The 17,190-nt window shown below is 32.6% G+C and carries 11 protein-coding genes; 6 read left to right on the top strand and 5 right to left on the bottom strand.

Annotation, left to right across the window (positions count from 1 at the left end):
- Position 1 precedes the first annotated feature (1 nt).
- Positions 2-2,920, bottom strand: coding sequence for a SusC/RagA family TonB-linked outer membrane protein (locus K8Z87_RS07085; RefSeq protein ID WP_227476793.1), 2,919 nt, complete (start codon positions 2,918-2,920; stop codon positions 2-4).
- A gap of 202 nt (positions 2,921-3,122) precedes the next feature.
- Here K8Z87_RS07085 and aspS point away from each other — a divergent pair, with 202 nt between their 5' ends.
- The 4 genes from aspS (at position 3,123) to K8Z87_RS07105 (ending at position 7,217) form a co-directional block, all read left to right on the top strand.
- Complete coding sequence (gene aspS, locus K8Z87_RS07090; protein ID WP_227476794.1) at positions 3,123-4,877, top strand: aspartate--tRNA ligase; 1,755 nt, start codon at positions 3,123-3,125, stop codon at positions 4,875-4,877.
- A gap of 46 nt (positions 4,878-4,923) precedes the next feature.
- The gene (locus K8Z87_RS07095) at positions 4,924-6,702 is read left to right on the top strand and encodes a chloride channel protein (protein WP_227476795.1); all 1,779 of its coding nucleotides are present in this window, start codon (positions 4,924-4,926) and stop codon (positions 6,700-6,702) included.
- Entirely contained in the window at positions 6,699-6,935 is a 237-nt protein-coding gene (locus K8Z87_RS07100; protein ID WP_227476796.1) for a hypothetical protein, read from the top strand. The genes K8Z87_RS07095 and K8Z87_RS07100 overlap by 4 nt, the downstream gene beginning before the upstream one ends.
- A gap of 90 nt (positions 6,936-7,025) precedes the next feature.
- A complete protein-coding gene (locus K8Z87_RS07105; RefSeq protein WP_227476797.1) occupies positions 7,026-7,217 on the top strand; it encodes a cold-shock protein in 192 nt (63 codons plus the stop codon).
- Between the two features lie 55 nt (positions 7,218-7,272).
- Here the strand turns inward: K8Z87_RS07105 and K8Z87_RS07110 are convergent, their stop codons facing one another.
- Positions 7,273-7,722 carry a nucleoside deaminase gene (locus K8Z87_RS07110; protein WP_227476798.1) on the bottom strand — a complete coding sequence of 150 codons (450 nt, stop codon included), beginning with the start codon at positions 7,720-7,722 and terminating at the stop codon, positions 7,273-7,275.
- Between the two features lie 72 nt (positions 7,723-7,794).
- On the opposite strand from K8Z87_RS07110, the gene dxs reads away from it, so the two are divergent.
- Complete coding sequence (dxs, locus tag K8Z87_RS07115) at positions 7,795-9,573, top strand: 1-deoxy-D-xylulose-5-phosphate synthase (RefSeq protein ID WP_227476799.1); 1,779 nt, start codon at positions 7,795-7,797, stop codon at positions 9,571-9,573.
- Here the strand turns inward: dxs and K8Z87_RS07120 are convergent.
- From K8Z87_RS07120 to K8Z87_RS07130, 3 genes are all read right to left on the bottom strand, one after another.
- Positions 9,556-9,738 carry a hypothetical protein gene (locus tag K8Z87_RS07120; protein WP_227476800.1) on the bottom strand — a complete coding sequence of 61 codons (183 nt, stop codon included), beginning with the start codon at positions 9,736-9,738 and terminating at the stop codon, positions 9,556-9,558. The genes dxs and K8Z87_RS07120 overlap by 18 nt on opposite strands.
- 118 nt (positions 9,739-9,856) lie before the next feature.
- Entirely contained in the window at positions 9,857-11,197 is a 1,341-nt protein-coding gene (locus K8Z87_RS07125; protein WP_227476801.1) for a deoxyguanosinetriphosphate triphosphohydrolase, read from the bottom strand.
- A 97-nt stretch (positions 11,198-11,294) separates the two neighbouring features.
- Entirely contained in the window at positions 11,295-14,105 is a 2,811-nt protein-coding gene (locus tag K8Z87_RS07130; RefSeq protein WP_227476802.1) for a S9 family peptidase, read from the bottom strand.
- A gap of 239 nt (positions 14,106-14,344) precedes the next feature.
- On the opposite strand from K8Z87_RS07130, the gene K8Z87_RS07135 reads away from it, so the two are divergent.
- Positions 14,345-17,146, top strand: a complete 2,802-nt coding sequence (locus K8Z87_RS07135; protein ID WP_227476803.1) for a TonB-dependent receptor — start codon at positions 14,345-14,347, stop codon at positions 17,144-17,146.
- Positions 17,147-17,190 lie beyond the last annotated feature (44 nt).

Below are 17,190 nucleotides of genomic sequence, written 5' to 3' on the forward strand. Positions count from 1 at the left end.
TTTAAAAATTAACGTTTAAGTGAAAATAAAATTGCTTAGCACTTGGGAACGGCGTTACTTCTATTCCACTAGATAAACCAGAGCCACCATTAACAGAAGTTTCAGGGTCATAACTTGTATAATCTGTAATTGTAAATAAATTACGTGCTGACAAACCTAATTTTACTCCACTAATATCTTTTCCTAACCAACTATAAGCACTCTCTGGAAGCCTATAGTAAGTAGCTAATTCTCTTAATCTTAAATAACCTGCAGGCTCCACAAAACGTGTTGCTACAAAACCTAAAGCGGTTCTGTCTTGTCCTGCTTGGGTATCTAAGTCAGGTGTTAAACCACCCAAATCAGACAATAAACGAGATAAGTTTAAGTTGTCTCCTCCACTTTTCCAATGTAGTAAAAATGATATGTCCCAATTTTTAAATAATGTAAATGAATTATTAAATGACATTTGAAAATCAGGTTCAACATCTCCAACACGTGTCGGAGTTCCATCAATATTACCTACAAGTTGTGTTACAGGTGAACCTTCTTCTATAAAGAATGTTCCTAAACCAAGTCCAAAACCAGCTCCTGGTTGTGGAAATGCCGGAACCTCTAAACGTGTTACTTCTGATCGGTTAAACCAGAATTGAATTCCTGTATTCCAATAAAAATTATCATTATTAAAAGCATCAAATCGTACTGCTGCTTCTAAACCATAATTTTCTAAATCTGCCAGGTTAGTAGTTTCCGTACCAAAACCTGAAGACGTTGGTAGTGTTCTACTTAAAATTAAATCGTTTACATCTCTGTTATAATAAGTTAACTCTACATTAAATCTATCGAATAAACGTGCATCAATACCAACTTCAAATTCCTGAGACGTTTCTGGGTCAATATTAGCATCACCTCGCAATGCAGAAATTGAAGAACCTCCATTAGAACCAATAGAAACTTGGTTTAAACTTGTAAAAGCTGAACCAAATGCTGCAGATGAGCCTGTTTCACCATATGCAGTTCTAAATTTTAATTGATTAATTGCGTTGCTATCCCAAAAATCAAAATTATGCAAATTCACAGCTAAAGAGGCTTTTGGAAAACCAAAGTATTCGTCAGGGTCACCATTTAGTGTTGATTTATCTCTTCTATAACCAATTGTTCCGATTAATTGATCTTTATAATTTCCTTCAACTTGTGCAAAAAACCCAAACTCTCTTACAGTAGATTCTGTTTGCTCAATTGCTTGAGCTGCACCTTGACCCAATGTTGTTTGATTAGGAATTAACTGTGTTGCTTGATTAAATATAATTGAGGCTTGTTGCTCTAAATAAGATATACCTCCTTGGGTTGTTAATGCTAAATCATCATTTAATAGACTTGTATTCCAAACTCCAATAGTTTGAAAATTATAATTTGTGAAATTATTTCTTCCAACACCAATAAATCCATTTTGATTACCTCTCTGTGCTTGATGTGTCTCTGGGACATATACATAGGTTTCATTTGCTAAATAATCTAATCCACCATTAAAAATAACTTTTAATCTATGTTTATCCGTGTTTAGTATTTTAGTTGTTAATTTCAATCCTTGAATAAAACGATTATTACGATCAGTATTCAACGCATTATCTCTTACAAAAATTGGATTTCCTGTATAATTTGGATTATCTGGATAGTTTCCGTTTTCATCTGGAAATTGGTTTATCCAAGGTCTTGTAAAAGATAGTGTATAACCAAAACTTAATCCTCCTTCATTTTCATTACCAGTAAAACTTCTATTAGAACTTGTTCTACTATAGCTAGAAGAAACCGAAAGGTCAAAAGTATTAGATATTTTTTGATCTAAATTTGCTCTTATAGAGAATCTTTCAAAACCTGTACCTTGAATAATACCATCTTCATCTCTATAAGATGTTCCGACATAGTATTTTGTGTTTTCATTTCCTCCACGAGCGCTTAAACGCGTTTCAGTAATAAATCCTTCTTCTCCATAAATTTCATCTTCATAATCAATAAGCCCACCGTTAGCTATAGCTTGATTAAATAATGGCACTTCCGCTGCTCCAAATGTAGATTCAACATTAGCAGCATTCCATTGACGTTGACCTAATGTATTAATTATGGTATTAAATCCTAAATCTTGACTAAATCTAATATTTGTTTTTCCAGATTTACCTCTCTTTGTTGTAATAATTACAACACCAGCATTAGCTCGAGTACCATAAATAGCTGCAGCGGAAGCTCCTTTTAACACTTCTATATTTTCGATATCATTAGGATCAAGGTCTGCAATTCTGTTTCCAGAATTTTCTTCATTCCCTCGATTTGCACCAGAAGCAAAACGAAGTCCGGAAGGTATCTCTGCATTATTAACATAAACCCCATCAATAATATAGAGAGGTTGGTTATTACCGTTAATAGACGAAATCCCTCTTAAACGTAATGCAAAACCACCACCAGGTGCACCAGAGGATGCTGTGATATTAACCCCAGTTACTTTACCGTATAACGCGCCATCTAATGTAGCCTGGGCCGTTTTACCTACTAATTGTTCTGAACTAACCGTTGAAATAGCGTTTGCCGAATTGGCTCTTTTAATGCTAGTTCCTAGTCCTGTAATTACAACTTCATCTAGCGCTGTGGCATCTTCTACCATTTCAACATTTAATGTTGTTGCAGAATCAACTGTAATTTCCTGCCTTTCATACCCTAGATATGAAAAAACTAAAACAGCTGGAAAAGTTTCTACACTAATAGAATAATTTCCATCTATATCTGTAGCTGTTCCATTTGTAGTACCCTTAACAGATACTGTTGCGCCAAGAATTGGCTCACTTGTAGCTTTATCAGTCACCTTACCTTTTATCTCCTGTGCAAATATTAAGCACGGCAAAAAAATAAATGTGAACAAAAGCCATTTAGAAAATAGTTTTTTATTCATTTTATTAAAGTTAATTGATTAATTATCCCAAATTAATAAATAAAATATTAAATATTAACATAATTTAAGAGTTTATTTGTTTTTGTTGTGATAGTTGTTGTTCTATATATCAAAGGATTTCTCTGACAACCTCTTTAAATCATGCAGTTATAATTATAATAATGTTAAATTTGCAGCTTATTTATAGCCAATAAAAATTACAATGTATAGAAGTCATAATTGCGGAGAATTAAGAGCATCACAGATTAATACTGAAGTCACTTTATCTGGTTGGGTACAAGGAGTTAGAGATAAAGGATTTATGGTATATATTGATTTACGTGATCGTTATGGCATTACACAACTCTATTTTGATGAAGAGCAAACAACTAAAGACATTTTAGAAAATGCTCAGAGATTAGGTCGTGAGTTTGTCATTCAGGTCAAAGGGAAAGTACAAGAACGTGCTTCAAAAAACCCAAATATACCAACAGGAGATATTGAATTATTGGTTTCAGAATTAACTGTTTTAAATAAAGCTACAATTCCTCCATTTACTATAGAAGATAATACTGATGGCGGTGAAGATATAAGAATGAAGTATCGGTATTTAGATATCCGTCGTAATCCTGTAAAAGACAATTTAATATTTAGAGCAAAAGTTACTCAAGAAGTAAGGAATTATTTGTCTAGCAATGGTTTTATTGAAGTTGAAACTCCATACTTAATTAAATCAACTCCAGAAGGAGCGAGAGATTTTGTAGTTCCGTCTCGTATGAATGAAGGAGAATTTTATGCACTACCACAATCTCCTCAAACTTTTAAGCAATTGCTTATGGTTGGTGGCATGGATAAATATTTTCAGATTGTAAAATGTTTTAGAGATGAAGATTTACGTGCAGATAGACAGCCCGAATTCACACAGATAGATTGCGAAATGGCTTTTGTTGAGCAAGAAGATATTTTAAATGCTTTTGAAGGACTAACACGCCATTTACTAAAAAAGGTTAATAATATTGACATCGACAAGTTTCCTAGAATGCTTTATGATGATGCCATGCGTTTATACGGCAATGACAAACCAGACATTCGTTTTGGAATGGAATTTGGCGAGCTAAATGTAGTTGCTCAGCATAAAGACTTTAATGTTTTTAATAATGCTGAATTAGTTGTTGGTATAGCTGTCCCAGGAGGAAATTCTTATACAAGAAAAGAAATTGACAAACTCATTGATTGGGTTAAACGGCCACAAGTTGGTGCCTTAGGTATGGTTTATTGCCGATGTAATGAAGATGGCACCTATAAATCTTCAGTAGATAAGTTTTACGACCAAGATGATTTAGCAAAATGGGCTGAAGTTACTGGAGCCAAAGCTGGTGATTTAATTTGTGTATTGTCAGGTGACACAAATAAAGTAAGAGCTCAATTAAGTGCTTTACGCATGGAATTAGCAGAACGATTAGGACTTCGTGATCCAAAAACATTTGCTCCTTTATGGGTTATTGATTTTCCGTTATTAGAATTAGATGAAGAAACTGGACATTATCACGCCATGCATCATCCATTTACGTCTCCAAAACCTGGTCAAATAGAATTATTAGATACTAAACCTGGTGAAGTTAAAGCTAATGCATACGATTTAGTATTAAATGGAAATGAAATTGGAGGAGGTTCAATTCGTATTCACGATAAAGAAACGCAGGCCATAATGCTAAAACATCTTGGTTTTTCTGAAGAAGAAGCAAAAGCCCAATTTGGCTTTTTAATGGATGCTTTTGAGTATGGCGCACCACCACATGGTGGTATAGCTTTTGGTTTAGACCGATTAGTTTCCATACTTGGAGGTCAAGAAACGATTAGAGATTTTATTGCATTTCCTAAAAACAATTCGGGACGTGATGTAATGATCGATGCTCCTGCACCAATAGATGATGAACAACTCAATGAATTAAGTTTAAAACTAAATTTAAAATCATAATTAAAAAAAATCCTGCAATTAGCAGGATTTTTTATTAGTTTTAAATATGCCAACATCTAACTTATTAAAACGCGCATTAATTTGGAGATATAGACATATTTCTGAAAAGAATTTTGTCTTTTTATTAAGCTTAATCATTGGTTTACTCGCTGGTTTAGTCTCTGTAATTATTAAAAATATTACGTTTGCCATAGAAAGTTTATTAGAAAAAGGTATTGCGTTTTCTAATAATCAGCTGTTCTTTATTTTACCAATAATAGGCTTATTCTTTGTTTATCTTTTTATAAAACACGTTACAAAAAAGCCTATTGAACATGCCATTCCTTCTATTCTATATGCATTATCTAAAAAGGACGGAATTATAAATAAAAAGAAAATATATTTTCCACTAATTGCAGCTCCATTAACAGTAGGTTTTGGTGGTTCTGTGGGTTTACTTGGTCCTGCAATTGCATCTGCTTCTGCAGTAAGTTCAAATCTAGGTCGGTTACTTCATATAGATAGAAAAACTCGAAATTTGCTTATTGGTTGCGCTGCTGCAGGCGCAATAGCATCTATATTTAAATCCCCGATAGCTGCTATTATTTTTGCTATAGAAATTTTTAGTCTAGATCTAACATTTACTTCGTTATTACCATTACTCATTGCTTCTGTCTCATCTGTAATCACTTCGTATTTCTTTTTAGGAGATGATACCCTTTTAAATTTTACCGTTAGTGAAAAATTTATCATTAAGGATACTTTGTTTTATATTTTATTAGGAATTGGAACTGGTATTTCTTCAATTTATTTTTCAAAAATCCATTTTGGAATAACACGTCTTTTTAATCGAATAAAATCCTCTAAACACAGATTAATTATTGGCGGAATTGCCATTGGAATCATGTTGTTCTTTATTCCTCCACTATCTGGAGAAGGTTTCGGTTTTATTAACGATTTAATGTCTGGTAATGTTCTTAATGCATTAGAGAATACACCTTTTGATAAATATTTAGATAATATATGGATAGTTATTGGTCTGTTATTTGGTATTACCATATTTAAAGCTATAGCTATGACTACCACTTTTGCTGCAGGTGGAACCGGTGGAATTATTATACCAACTATGGTTATGGGGAGCGCTTTAGGTAATTTAGTTGCAAAGGTTATTAATAATGTAGGTTTAAATTTTAGTGTTTCTGAGGCTAATTTTACTCTAGTTGGAATGGCTGGTTTAATAGCAGGCGTACTTCATGCTCCGTTAACTGCTATTTTTTTAATTGCAGAAATTACCGGTGGTTATGAATTATTTGTTCCTTTGATGATAACAGTTTCAATGTCATTTATCATTAATAAAAATGTTTTAGATCATACCATATATACCAAAGAACTATTAGAAAAAGGCGCCTTATTAACTCAAGATAAAGACAAGAGTGTATTAATACTTATGAAATTAGATAATGTTATCGAACAGAATTTTATCACTCTACATCCTGAAATGACATTAGGCCATATGTTACAAATTGGAGTTTCTAAATCTAATCGAAATTTATTTCCGGTAACTGAAAAAGATGGAAGCTTTATAGGTATTATTCTTTTAGATAATATAAGAACTGTAATGTTTGATCATTCGCTTTACGATTCTACTACAGTTGAAACATTTATGATAAAACCTCCTGAATATATTTTCTATGAAAAAGATAGTATGGGAAGCGTAATGAAAAAATTTCAGCAATCTGGAGCATGGAATTTGCCCGTTATTAAAGATAATAAGTATTACGGATTTATTTCTAAATCAAAATTATTAACAGCTTATCGTCGTGAATTAATTAATTTTACATCATGAAGCTACTTATTTGGGTTACATTTTTAATTGCTTTTCTCCTCATATTAATGGGCTTCTTTTTAGACCTTTTATACTCAAAAAAGCTTATTGGTTTTGGAGTTGTTACTCTATTTTTTATTGTTTTTCCATTATTTTCTTACTACAGGTGGAAAGACAAAGACCCTAAAGATTATATGTTAACTAAGGAAAATCTTGATAAAATGAGGGAAAGTCAGAAACAAAAAAAGCACTGATTATCAATATTTTGAAAAAAAACCTTTTATTAACATACCGTGTTAATATATCACTTACCTTTGTACTTTAATTTATATATTTTTATTACAATGACTGGAACAGTTAAATTTTTCAATGATTCAAAAGGATTTGGATTCATTACAAACGAAGAAACAGGTAAAGACATTTTCGTACACGTTTCTAACCTAAATGGTGTAGAATTACGCGAAGGTGATCAAGTAGAGTACAACGAAGAAGAAGGAAGAAAAGGTATGGTAGCTGCTAACGTGCAGGTATTATAAGATATATCTTATTAGGTTTCAACGCTCAATCAATGATTGGGCGTTTTTTTTGTTTTTAATTTAAATTACGTTTTTCAATAAAAAAACGTTTCAATAACTCAGAAGCTTCAGCTTCTAAAACTCCAGATACTACTTTTGTTTTAGGATGGAGTTGAGTTCTCATCTTTATAAATCCACGTTGTTCATCTCTTGCAGCATATACAACCTTTGTTATTTGACTCCAATACAAGGCTCCTGCACACATTTGGCAGGGTTCTAAAGTTACATACAAGGTGCAATTTTGAAGGTATTTACCACCTAAATAATTAGCAGCAGATGTAATGGCTTGCATTTCTGCATGCGCAGTAACATCATTTAAAAGTTCTGTAAGATTATGCGATCTCGCAATAATCTTATCATCAATAACAACAATAGCACCTACAGGAATTTCTCCTTTATCAAAAGCTATTTCAGCTTCCTGAAGTGCCTTTCGCATAAAATAGGTGTCGTCAAATGGATTTTGCATAATTGTAAAAGTAAAAAATTCAAAATATATTTATAGATAATAATTGTTTGTCATTTATTGTAGCTTTGCGATATGTCAAAATCGCTTCTAAATCACATAAATTACCCTGTTGATTTAAGAAAATTGTCTAACGATGATTTACCTAAACTTGCTCAAGAGTTACGCCAATCTATTATTGATATTGTCGCCGTAAAAGAAGGTCATCTTGGTGCTAGCCTTGGTGTTGTAGAATTGACGATTGCTTTGCATTATGTGTATAACACTCCTGAAGATTTATTAATTTGGGATGTAGGTCATCAAGCCTACGGGCATAAATTATTAACAGGAAGAAAAGCCGATTTCCATACCAATCGCCAACTTAACGGAATTAGTGGTTTTCCTAAACGTAAAGAAAGTGTTTTTGATGCTTTTGGTGTTGGTCACTCATCAACCTCTATTTCTGCTGCTTTAGGTATGGCTATAGCTTCTAAATTAAAAGGAGACACCCAAAAACATCATATTGCCGTTATTGGTGATGCCTCTATTGCTAGCGGTATGGCTTTTGAAGGTTTAAATCATGCTGGAGTTACAGATGCTAACCTCTTAGTTATACTTAATGATAATGCCATAGGTATTGACCCTAGTGTTGGAGCGTTAAAACAATATTTAACTAACGTAAAAAAAGGCACTCAAAAACAAGATAATATTTTTGAAGCTCTAAATTTTGATTATTCTGGACCAATAGATGGGCACGATTTACCAAAATTAATTTCTGAATTGCAACGTTTAAAGACCGTTAAAGGTCCTAAATTTTTGCATGTTATTACAACCAAAGGAAAAGGCTTAAAACTGGCCGAAGACAATCAAGTAAAATACCATGCGCCTGGAAAATTTAATGCTAGTACTGGAGAACTTCTTGCGAAGTCTAACTCTATTGAGCCTCCAAAATATCAAGATGTATTTGGTGAAACCATAGTTGAACTTGCTAAGAAAAATAAAGCTATAATAGGCATAACACCAGCGATGCCAACTGGGAGTTCTCTTAAATATATGATGGAGGAAATTCCTGATCGTGCTTTTGATGTCGGTATTGCAGAGCAACACGCCGTAACACTTGCAGCTGGCATGGCTACTCAAGGCTTAATTCCTTTTTGTAATATCTATTCTACATTTTTACAACGTGCTTACGACCAAGTGATACATGATGTAGCGCTTCAAAATTTGCCTGTAATTTTCTGTTTAGATCGCGCAGGTTTGGTAGGTGAAGATGGAGCTACACATCATGGAGTTTTTGATTTTGGGTATTTAAGATGTATTCCTAATCTTATTATTTTTTCTCCAAGAAATGCTATTGAATTACGCAATATCATGTACACCGCGCAGTTAGGATTAAATCAGCCTATTGCTATACGCTACCCTCGCGGACGCGGACATTTATTAGATTGGAAAATATCTTTTAAATCTATTGAAATTGGGAAGAATTTATGCTTAAAAAAAGGGAATTCTTTAGCTATTTTAACAACAGGTACAATTGCCCATAGTGTCACTTCTATTATAGAAAAATCAGATGTTTACAAAGATGTAGGACATTATGATATTCGCTTTATTAAACCTTTAGATACTGATCTTTTACACAATATCTTTAAACAGTATTCTTCTATTTTAACGATAGAAGATGGAGTGATAATTGGTGGAATGGGAAGTGCTATTATAGAGTTTGCAAATACGCACCATTACAATATTCCGATAAGGACATTAGGTGTCCCTGATCAATTTATTGAACACGGAAAAGTTAATGAGCTTCAGAATTTAATAGGCATAGATACTGAAGCATTAATCAAAGAAATTAATCAATTAATCTTCGAGCTCTAAATCTGTTGTAGCGAGATCGCTTTGCTCAATTGATGCTTTAACTTGCATTTTTGCTTTAAAATCTGTCTCTTTAGTTTCATTAGAATAAGACAAATCATCTATGATTAATAAACACGCTACTACAGCAAAAAAGATAACCATAGCTCCTAGTATATTATTTTTCATGATATTGTAGATTTGGGGTTAATATCATAACAAACAAACATAAAATATCGTTAAAAAACAAATTTTATCGATAAAGTGTTTATTTTAAAAATCAAATCACTGATTTACAGCTATTTAATTAAATAAGGTTTCCTTTCAATCTATGGTATAAAAGCATAGCATTTGAGTCTGATAGTTTAGAAACAAACAAACAAACTGCCATGACATTTTGATAAAGAGATGTATTATCTAGCTTTACAGTTTCTGGCAAAGCTTTTAGCACAAGCTTATCGTAATTAGATAATTCTCCATTATAACTATGATATGCCGCTTTACCGAAAACTTTCAGTAAACCATTGAGAACTTCGTAGCCCGCAATTTCTTTATTTATAACCTCATTAGATTGGTAAACATTTTTAATACTTATGGCAATAATATCCGAGATTTGCGCTTTGTAACGACTTACATCTAACAATCCGGTTTTAAAATTACCGCTAAGTATTTCTTCTTCGTTTTCCATAAATAAGTCCACTGTCTCTTCAATTAAAGCGCCAATAGCCAAGGCTCTTAAATAACTCACACGATCTTCAGTAGTTTTTAAGGCATTGTAATTCTCGGTTTTAATCTTATCTCTAACTAAGTTAATTAAATACTCTAAAGCATATTCTTCTTCAATAAGTCCAAGGTTAATACCATCTTCAAAGTCGATAATGGTATAACAGATATCATCTGCAGCTTCAACCAAATACGCTAAAGGATGACGTGAAAAACGCATACTAGAATCGTCTCTACTGTGTAAACCTAATTCTTCAGCAACGTCTTTAAAAATTAATTTTTCGCTCTGAAAAAATCCATATTTTTTATCTACTATATGGTCTGTTGGTTTTTTTGGCAAAGATGCTTTAGGGTATTTCATAAAAGCACCAAGCGTAGCATAACTTAATCGTAAACCACCTTCTCGGCCAGCTCGGCTTTCTGTTAAAATTTTAAATCCGTTTGCATTACCTTCAAAATCACATAAATCTTGATATTCTTCTTCAGAAAGATTTTCTTGAAACAATTTTCCTTCACCATCTTTAAAATAAGCACCTATTGCTTTTTCTCCAGAATGCCCAAATGGTGGATTTCCAATATCATGAGCTAAAGCAGCAGCAGCTACTATAGCACCAAAGTCATTATTTTGATACCCGTGAATGTTTTGAAGATGCGGATATTTTTCTAACAATCGTCTTCCTACTTGTCGTCCAAGAGAACGTCCAACTACACTTACTTCTAAGCTATGCGTTAAACGTGTATGCACAAAATCAGTTTTAGATAAAGGCACTACTTGAGTTTTATCTTGAAGGCTTCTAAATTCTGAAGAAAATATAATTCTGTCGTAATCAACTTCAAAGCCTAAACGCGTTTCGTCTTGTTCTTTTCGTAATCTTTTATTTGTATCGCCAAAGCGTTTTAGCGAAAGTAGTTGTTCCCAATTCATACTTAATAAATATGCAAAGCAAGATAGTTATTCTACATAAAAAAGTCTCTTATTTTCAATTGAAAATAAGAGACTTTTACTATTTATTTAATACAAATTAATTTTTATCTGAACGCTCTAACTCATACCCTTGATTGATCCCTTTTTCAATTGCTGGTACTCCGCGTTTCATCCAAACTGGCATTGGATCTCCTTTTAAATAATGATCAAAAAACTGAGCCATACGCACATTAAAATCTCTTCGGTTTTGATATTTTAACGGCCAATGAGGTTCTCCATTATAATTTAAAAACCAAGAAGGCTTTTGCAAACGACGTAATGCTGTAAATAATTCTATACCTTGATACCACGGCACATGTCCATCTGCATCATTATGCATTACTAAAAGTGGCGTGTTAATTTTATCAATATTAAATATTGGAGAGTTTTCTATATAACGCTGTGGGTATTGCCATGGCGTGCCTCCTATTCTACTTTGCGTATGCTCGTACTGAAATTGTCTGCTTAATCCTGTCCACCAACGTATTCCGCCATAAGCACTAATCATATTTGGTACAGGTGCTCCAGCCTCAGCAGCTTTAAAAATATCCGTTTTAGTCACTAAATACGCTATTTGATAGCCTCCCCAACTATGGCCTTGAACACCGATATTGTCCTTGTCTATAAAACCTTTTTCAATCAAAGCTGTTACTCCTGGAATAACACAGTTATAAGCGCTTTCACCCGGATAACCAATACGATATTGTACATCTGGATTAAAAATGACATAACCTCTACTGGTGTAAAAACTATAATTAATGGTTGATCGTCCTGGTGATGGTGCTCTATGATTGTATAACCCATCCGAGCTACGCTCGTAAAAATTAACAATCATTGGATATTTTTTATTCGGGTCAAAATTTTCAGGTTTTATCAACATTCCTTTTAATTCTACCCCATCTAAAGATGTCCATGTTACCAATTCTGATGTTCCCCAATTATAGTCTTTTTGTTGTGGATTGGCATCAGACAAAACATCATCTTTTTTGAAACTTAGATCTGAGTATCTAATATTAGGAAACTCTGTAAAAGATTCTCTTGTATAAATTAATCCTTTGCCATTTTGCGCTTTTTGTAATCTTCCAAATCGATACGGACCAGATAGTAATGTTTTTAATTTCTGAGATTTTGTATCTAATTCTGCATAGCCAGAGTGCTTAGTTTCTTCATTAAATGTAGTTAATAACCATTTACCGTCTTTAGCCAAAGAACGTTCTTCAAAATCGGTACGTTGATATCTATATACCGTTTTATCTGCTCTTCCGTTAGTGAGTCGTTTCTTTGTCCCTGTTTCAGGATTAAAGCTCCATAAATCGTAGCGATCATACAAAATAATAGTCTCATCATTGGTCGTCCAACCTGCAGAGCCATAAGATCCTGGATGTCTTGGCGAATCGTTAAGTTCGTTATAAAATACAGAACCATCCGTGAGTTTAGAAAATTTAGAAGTTTCAACATTATGCGTTATCCATGTGCTATCTACAAATTCATAACCAAATGCATACTTTGCCATTGGGCTTAAACTTAATCTTCCTAAAACACCTTCAATCTTGTCTTTTACATCACCCGTTTTAGTATTAACAATTGCATAATCTTGTCTTGTGTTTCCATCCCATTGTTGCGTTATCGCGTATGGTAAATCTGTATTTACTAGAGCGTACTCAGCATTACCTTCATTACCAAGATTTGAATTAGGGTAATCTGTTGTAGCAATCTGAGTTAATTGATTATTACTTAAATTAATAGCTGTTGTATACGATTTTCGTTTATCGTTATCAACTTGTAATTCTTGTACGGTATACAATCTTGGCTCATTATAAGTCCATACCTCAACATTAACAATTTCTTCATCTAGTAATGTTGTGTCTTTTACAATAGGTGGCGTTGCTAAACCAAAAAAGAGTTTACTTTCATCTTTCGAAAATGATATTGTTCCGTCCGAAGACACACGATATCCTTTAGGTGCCGATTGCGCATCTAGTATTTTTTTAGCTGAAGATTCGCCTTCTTTCCATGTATATAATTCATTTGGCCTCACCTGTACTTTAGTAGTATCTGCATCTACAACAAATGCTAAATGCTTTCCTGTTTCGCTAAAATTAACGCTGTAGTATTTGGCTTTTTTAGCCGTGTATAATTCAGAAAGATTATTGTTTTCTAAATTCAATACATAAACACCGCCATTAGTATCTTTATCTTTTCCTGTTGTAGTATACGTTAGTTTTTTTCCTTTTTCAGCAAATCGGTAATCGGTAACAAACTTAATGGTATCTTCTTTACCAGTTGCTAAAGTCCGTACTACTATATGGTAGCCATTATCTTTACTCACTTTTTTAGCTTTACTTTTCTTTTTATCTGCTTTAGCCGTTTCTTCAGTTTTAGAATCCTTGTCTTCTTTCTTCTTATTTACTTTTATATCTTCTAACAAATATGCTATATGTGTTGACCATTTTCTAGGAATTTGATACGATTTTACATTCGGGATCTTAGACAATGTATTTTTCTTAATATCAAAAATTCCTAAAGTGTCTTTTGGGAGTTTTGCTTTCTTAGTCTTTTTACGCTTTAGTGCTTTAACTTCATCCTTCCATGGTTTTACTGTAAACACCACAAATTGACCGTCGTCAGTAAATCGTCCTCGTTCTGAACGTTCATGCTCAAAAGTAAGATTTCCATTAGGTGTTTTTAGTTTGAGATGACTGTCTTTCTCACCTTTAACTAGAGTGTATAAAATATGATTCCCATCTGTTGCTATAGAAGTTCCTTGAATGGTATTCCATATTTCAAAATCTTGATGATCTAAAGTTTTTTTCTGAGCTGTAATAGACAATGTTGTTATTACTAATAAAAAAGAAAAGAAGGTTTTCATGTGTTTTTATTTAGTTAGACAAACAAATATAAGGCATTAACCAATACACTCATTAGGTCTAGACTAATACCCTATTAAGAAAACAAATCTCAATGTTACCAAATTGTTTCCTAAAACTAATTTTGGTTAATATTAAGCTAACCTTTAAATAACCTTTTTATTACGAATCATTAATTTTTGATTAACCTCAAATCTTGATATCGGTGGTTTCTTTGCATCAGCAATTTTTTATAAAACTGATGAAAAAATTATTCTTATTAATAGCATTATTATTTACAGCACTTTCTTTTGCACAAGAGATTGGATCTGTTAAAGGTCTAATCACGGATAAAGAGTTTAACAATGAACCTTTACCATATGCAAGCGTAGTAATTAAAGGGACTTCTAAAGGTGTTTCTTCTAATGAAGAAGGTATCTATGAATTTAAAGATCTAGACGTTGGGTCATATATTTTAGTTTTTAGTTTTGTGGGTTACGAAACCCAAGAAATAAAAGTTGAGGTTGTCGCTAATAAAGTAACTGTAGTTAATGTACCATTAGGTGTAAGTGCTGCAAGTCTTAGCGAGGTTGTTATTACTACAACTACACGTAAAGAAAGTGAGGCTGCATTATTATTAGACCAGAAAAAAGCGACAGAAATTAAGCAAAGTATTGGAGCTGTAGAGCTTTCTAGAAAAGGAGTTGGAGATGCTGCTGGTGCTGTATCTAAAATTTCTGGAGTTTCTAAACAAGAAGGTTCTAGCAACGTATATGTCCGTGGTTTAGGTGATCGTTACTTAAACACAACATTAAATGGTTTATCATTACCGTCTAATGACGTTAACAAGAAAAATGTTGATTTAAACTTATTTTCAACAGATATTATAGAAAATGTATCTATAAGTAAAGCCTATTCTTCAAGATTTTATGGTGATTTTTCTGCTGGTAATGTAGACATCTCTTCAAAAGATTATAAAGGAGATTGGTTCTTCGATTTTTATACAGGTTCATCTGTAAATACAAATGCTGCCGACCAGAATTTCTTAAAAAGTGAAGGCACAAGTTATTTTGGGTTTTACAACAGATTTGATAATGATCCTTTCGCTGTAGTATTATCTCATGGTTTTGACTCTGTAGATTTAAATACACCAATCAATATTAATTTTGGTGGTTCTTTCGGAAAATCTTTTGATTTTGAAAATGGTAGTCGTTTAAGTTTTTATGGTACGGGTTCATTTGAAAACAGTTTTGAATACCGTAGAGGTTCTAACATTAATTTTACTAATGTTGAAGACAGAGCTTTTGAAGATGCTGAAGAGTTTGAATATAGCACAAAGACCACTGGAATGTTAGCTGTTAATTACAAGTTAGATAATAACAATAGTTTTAAATTTAACTCATTATTTATCAATGACTCATCTGATAGAGTTGGTAATTTTGGAATTGATGGTGGTGGTAGAAATAGAAACGCTATACAAAATACGGATGAAGGATTTTTTCAATCTAATGTGCAATTTGATCAAAACTTAATCTATGTCAATCAATTATTAGGTAAACACAATTACGAAAAATTTGAAATTGATTGGGGTATTGGTTACAATGTAGTAAACGCTCATCAACCAGATAGAAGACGTATTAGTTTAGAAAACTATCAATTGGCTTTAGATAATGATCCTAATACAAATCCTACACTTTTTAGTAATGTTGTTTTTGATAATCAACGTTATTTCCAAAACATAGAAGATGAAGAGTTAAACGGACGTATTAATTTTGAATACGACTACGCTGAAAATATTAAAATAAATGCTGGTTATAATGGACGAACTAAACAACGTGATTTTGATAATATCCGTTTTGGTTATGATATTGTAAACCCAAATACACCTGTTACTGATGTTAATGATTTTGATAGCTTATTTTCATTAGAAAATTTAAATACTTCAAGTAACCCAAATGGGCTTTTTAACATTAGAGTTATTAATAATCTTCCTGGTCAAAGCAATACAAATCGTCCTGGCTTACCAGAAAACACCTATAATGGTCAATTAGATGTACATGCTGGTTATGTTAATGCAGAAATAACTGCAGATGATAATAAATGGTTATTTGTACCTGGGTTGCGTGTTGAATCTTTTGATCAAAATATTAGTTTCGATGTCATTAACTTAGGTAACGAAGGTCAAAGTAGTCGCTCTTTTTCCGATGTAGTTTACTTGCCGAGTTTAAGTGTTAAGTATAATATTAATGAAGATCAAAATGTCCGTTTTGCAATTAGCGAAACCATTTCTCTTCCTGAGTTTAAAGAAGTTGCACCTTTTGTTTACGAAAGTGTATCACAACGTATTGGTGGTAATCCGGATGTATTAGGTTTCTCAAGAATATTAAATATAGATTTAAAATATGATTGGTTTTTAAGTAAAAATGAAATCATCTCTATTGGCGGATTCTACAAACGCATCAATGACCCTATAAACCAAGTTGTTGCTTTTGATGCAACAGGAACCCAACGTTTCTTTAGAACAGGTGATAATGCTGAAGTTATTGGGCTTGAATTAGAGCTTCGCAAAAATATTATTATGCAAGATGAAGATAATGCTAAATTATCTGGTGGTTTCAACGTAACCTTAACAAACACAAAACAAGATTTATTTGAAACTGTTGACGGTACTATATTCGATGTAAGCTTTAGTAGCGACGAAGAAGAATTACAAGGAGCTTCACCTGTAATTATAAACGCAGATTTAAGCTACTCACCAAAAATTGGAACATATGAACCTAATGCAAACTTAGTGTTCTCTTATTTCTCTGATAGAATCGATGCTTTAGGTTCTGGCCAATTAGGTAATGTTATAGAAAAAGGTATTCCTACTCTAGATTTTATTCTTAAAAGTGAGATTACAGAAAAGCTAGAGTTTAACTTTTCTGCAAAAAATCTTTTAAATCCAACCATTCAATACGAAAGAGAAGGCACAGGAGTTTTAGTAACCTCGCCTAATGGTAAGGATGTTACAGATTATAGAAGAGGACTTAATATAGGCTTTCAATTAAAATATAAATTTTAAATATAAACACATAAATATTAATTAAACATTTAATCAAATTTAAA

Source organism: Winogradskyella immobilis (genome assembly GCF_021887715.1).
Lineage (GTDB): Bacteria > Bacteroidota > Bacteroidia > Flavobacteriales > Flavobacteriaceae > Winogradskyella > Winogradskyella immobilis.

Bases quoted from the DNA above. Each gene is read 5' to 3' on its own strand.
- K8Z87_RS07085 (WP_227476793.1), bottom strand. From the start codon at position 2,920: ATGAATAAAAAACTATTTTCTAAATGGCTTTTGTTCACATTTATTTTT.
- aspS (WP_227476794.1), top strand. From the start codon at position 3,123: ATGTATAGAAGTCATAATTGCGGAGAATTAAGAGCATCACAGATTAAT.
- K8Z87_RS07095 (WP_227476795.1), top strand. From the start codon at position 4,924: ATGCCAACATCTAACTTATTAAAACGCGCATTAATTTGGAGATATAGA.
- K8Z87_RS07100 (WP_227476796.1), top strand. From the start codon at position 6,699: ATGAAGCTACTTATTTGGGTTACATTTTTAATTGCTTTTCTCCTCATA.
- K8Z87_RS07105 (WP_227476797.1), top strand. From the start codon at position 7,026: ATGACTGGAACAGTTAAATTTTTCAATGATTCAAAAGGATTTGGATTC.
- K8Z87_RS07110 (WP_227476798.1), bottom strand. From the start codon at position 7,722: ATGCAAAATCCATTTGACGACACCTATTTTATGCGAAAGGCACTTCAG.
- dxs (WP_227476799.1), top strand. From the start codon at position 7,795: ATGTCAAAATCGCTTCTAAATCACATAAATTACCCTGTTGATTTAAGA.
- K8Z87_RS07120 (WP_227476800.1), bottom strand. From the start codon at position 9,738: ATGAAAAATAATATACTAGGAGCTATGGTTATCTTTTTTGCTGTAGTA.
- K8Z87_RS07125 (WP_227476801.1), bottom strand. From the start codon at position 11,197: ATGAATTGGGAACAACTACTTTCGCTAAAACGCTTTGGCGATACAAAT.
- K8Z87_RS07130 (WP_227476802.1), bottom strand. From the start codon at position 14,105: ATGAAAACCTTCTTTTCTTTTTTATTAGTAATAACAACATTGTCTATT.
- K8Z87_RS07135 (WP_227476803.1), top strand. From the start codon at position 14,345: ATGAAAAAATTATTCTTATTAATAGCATTATTATTTACAGCACTTTCT.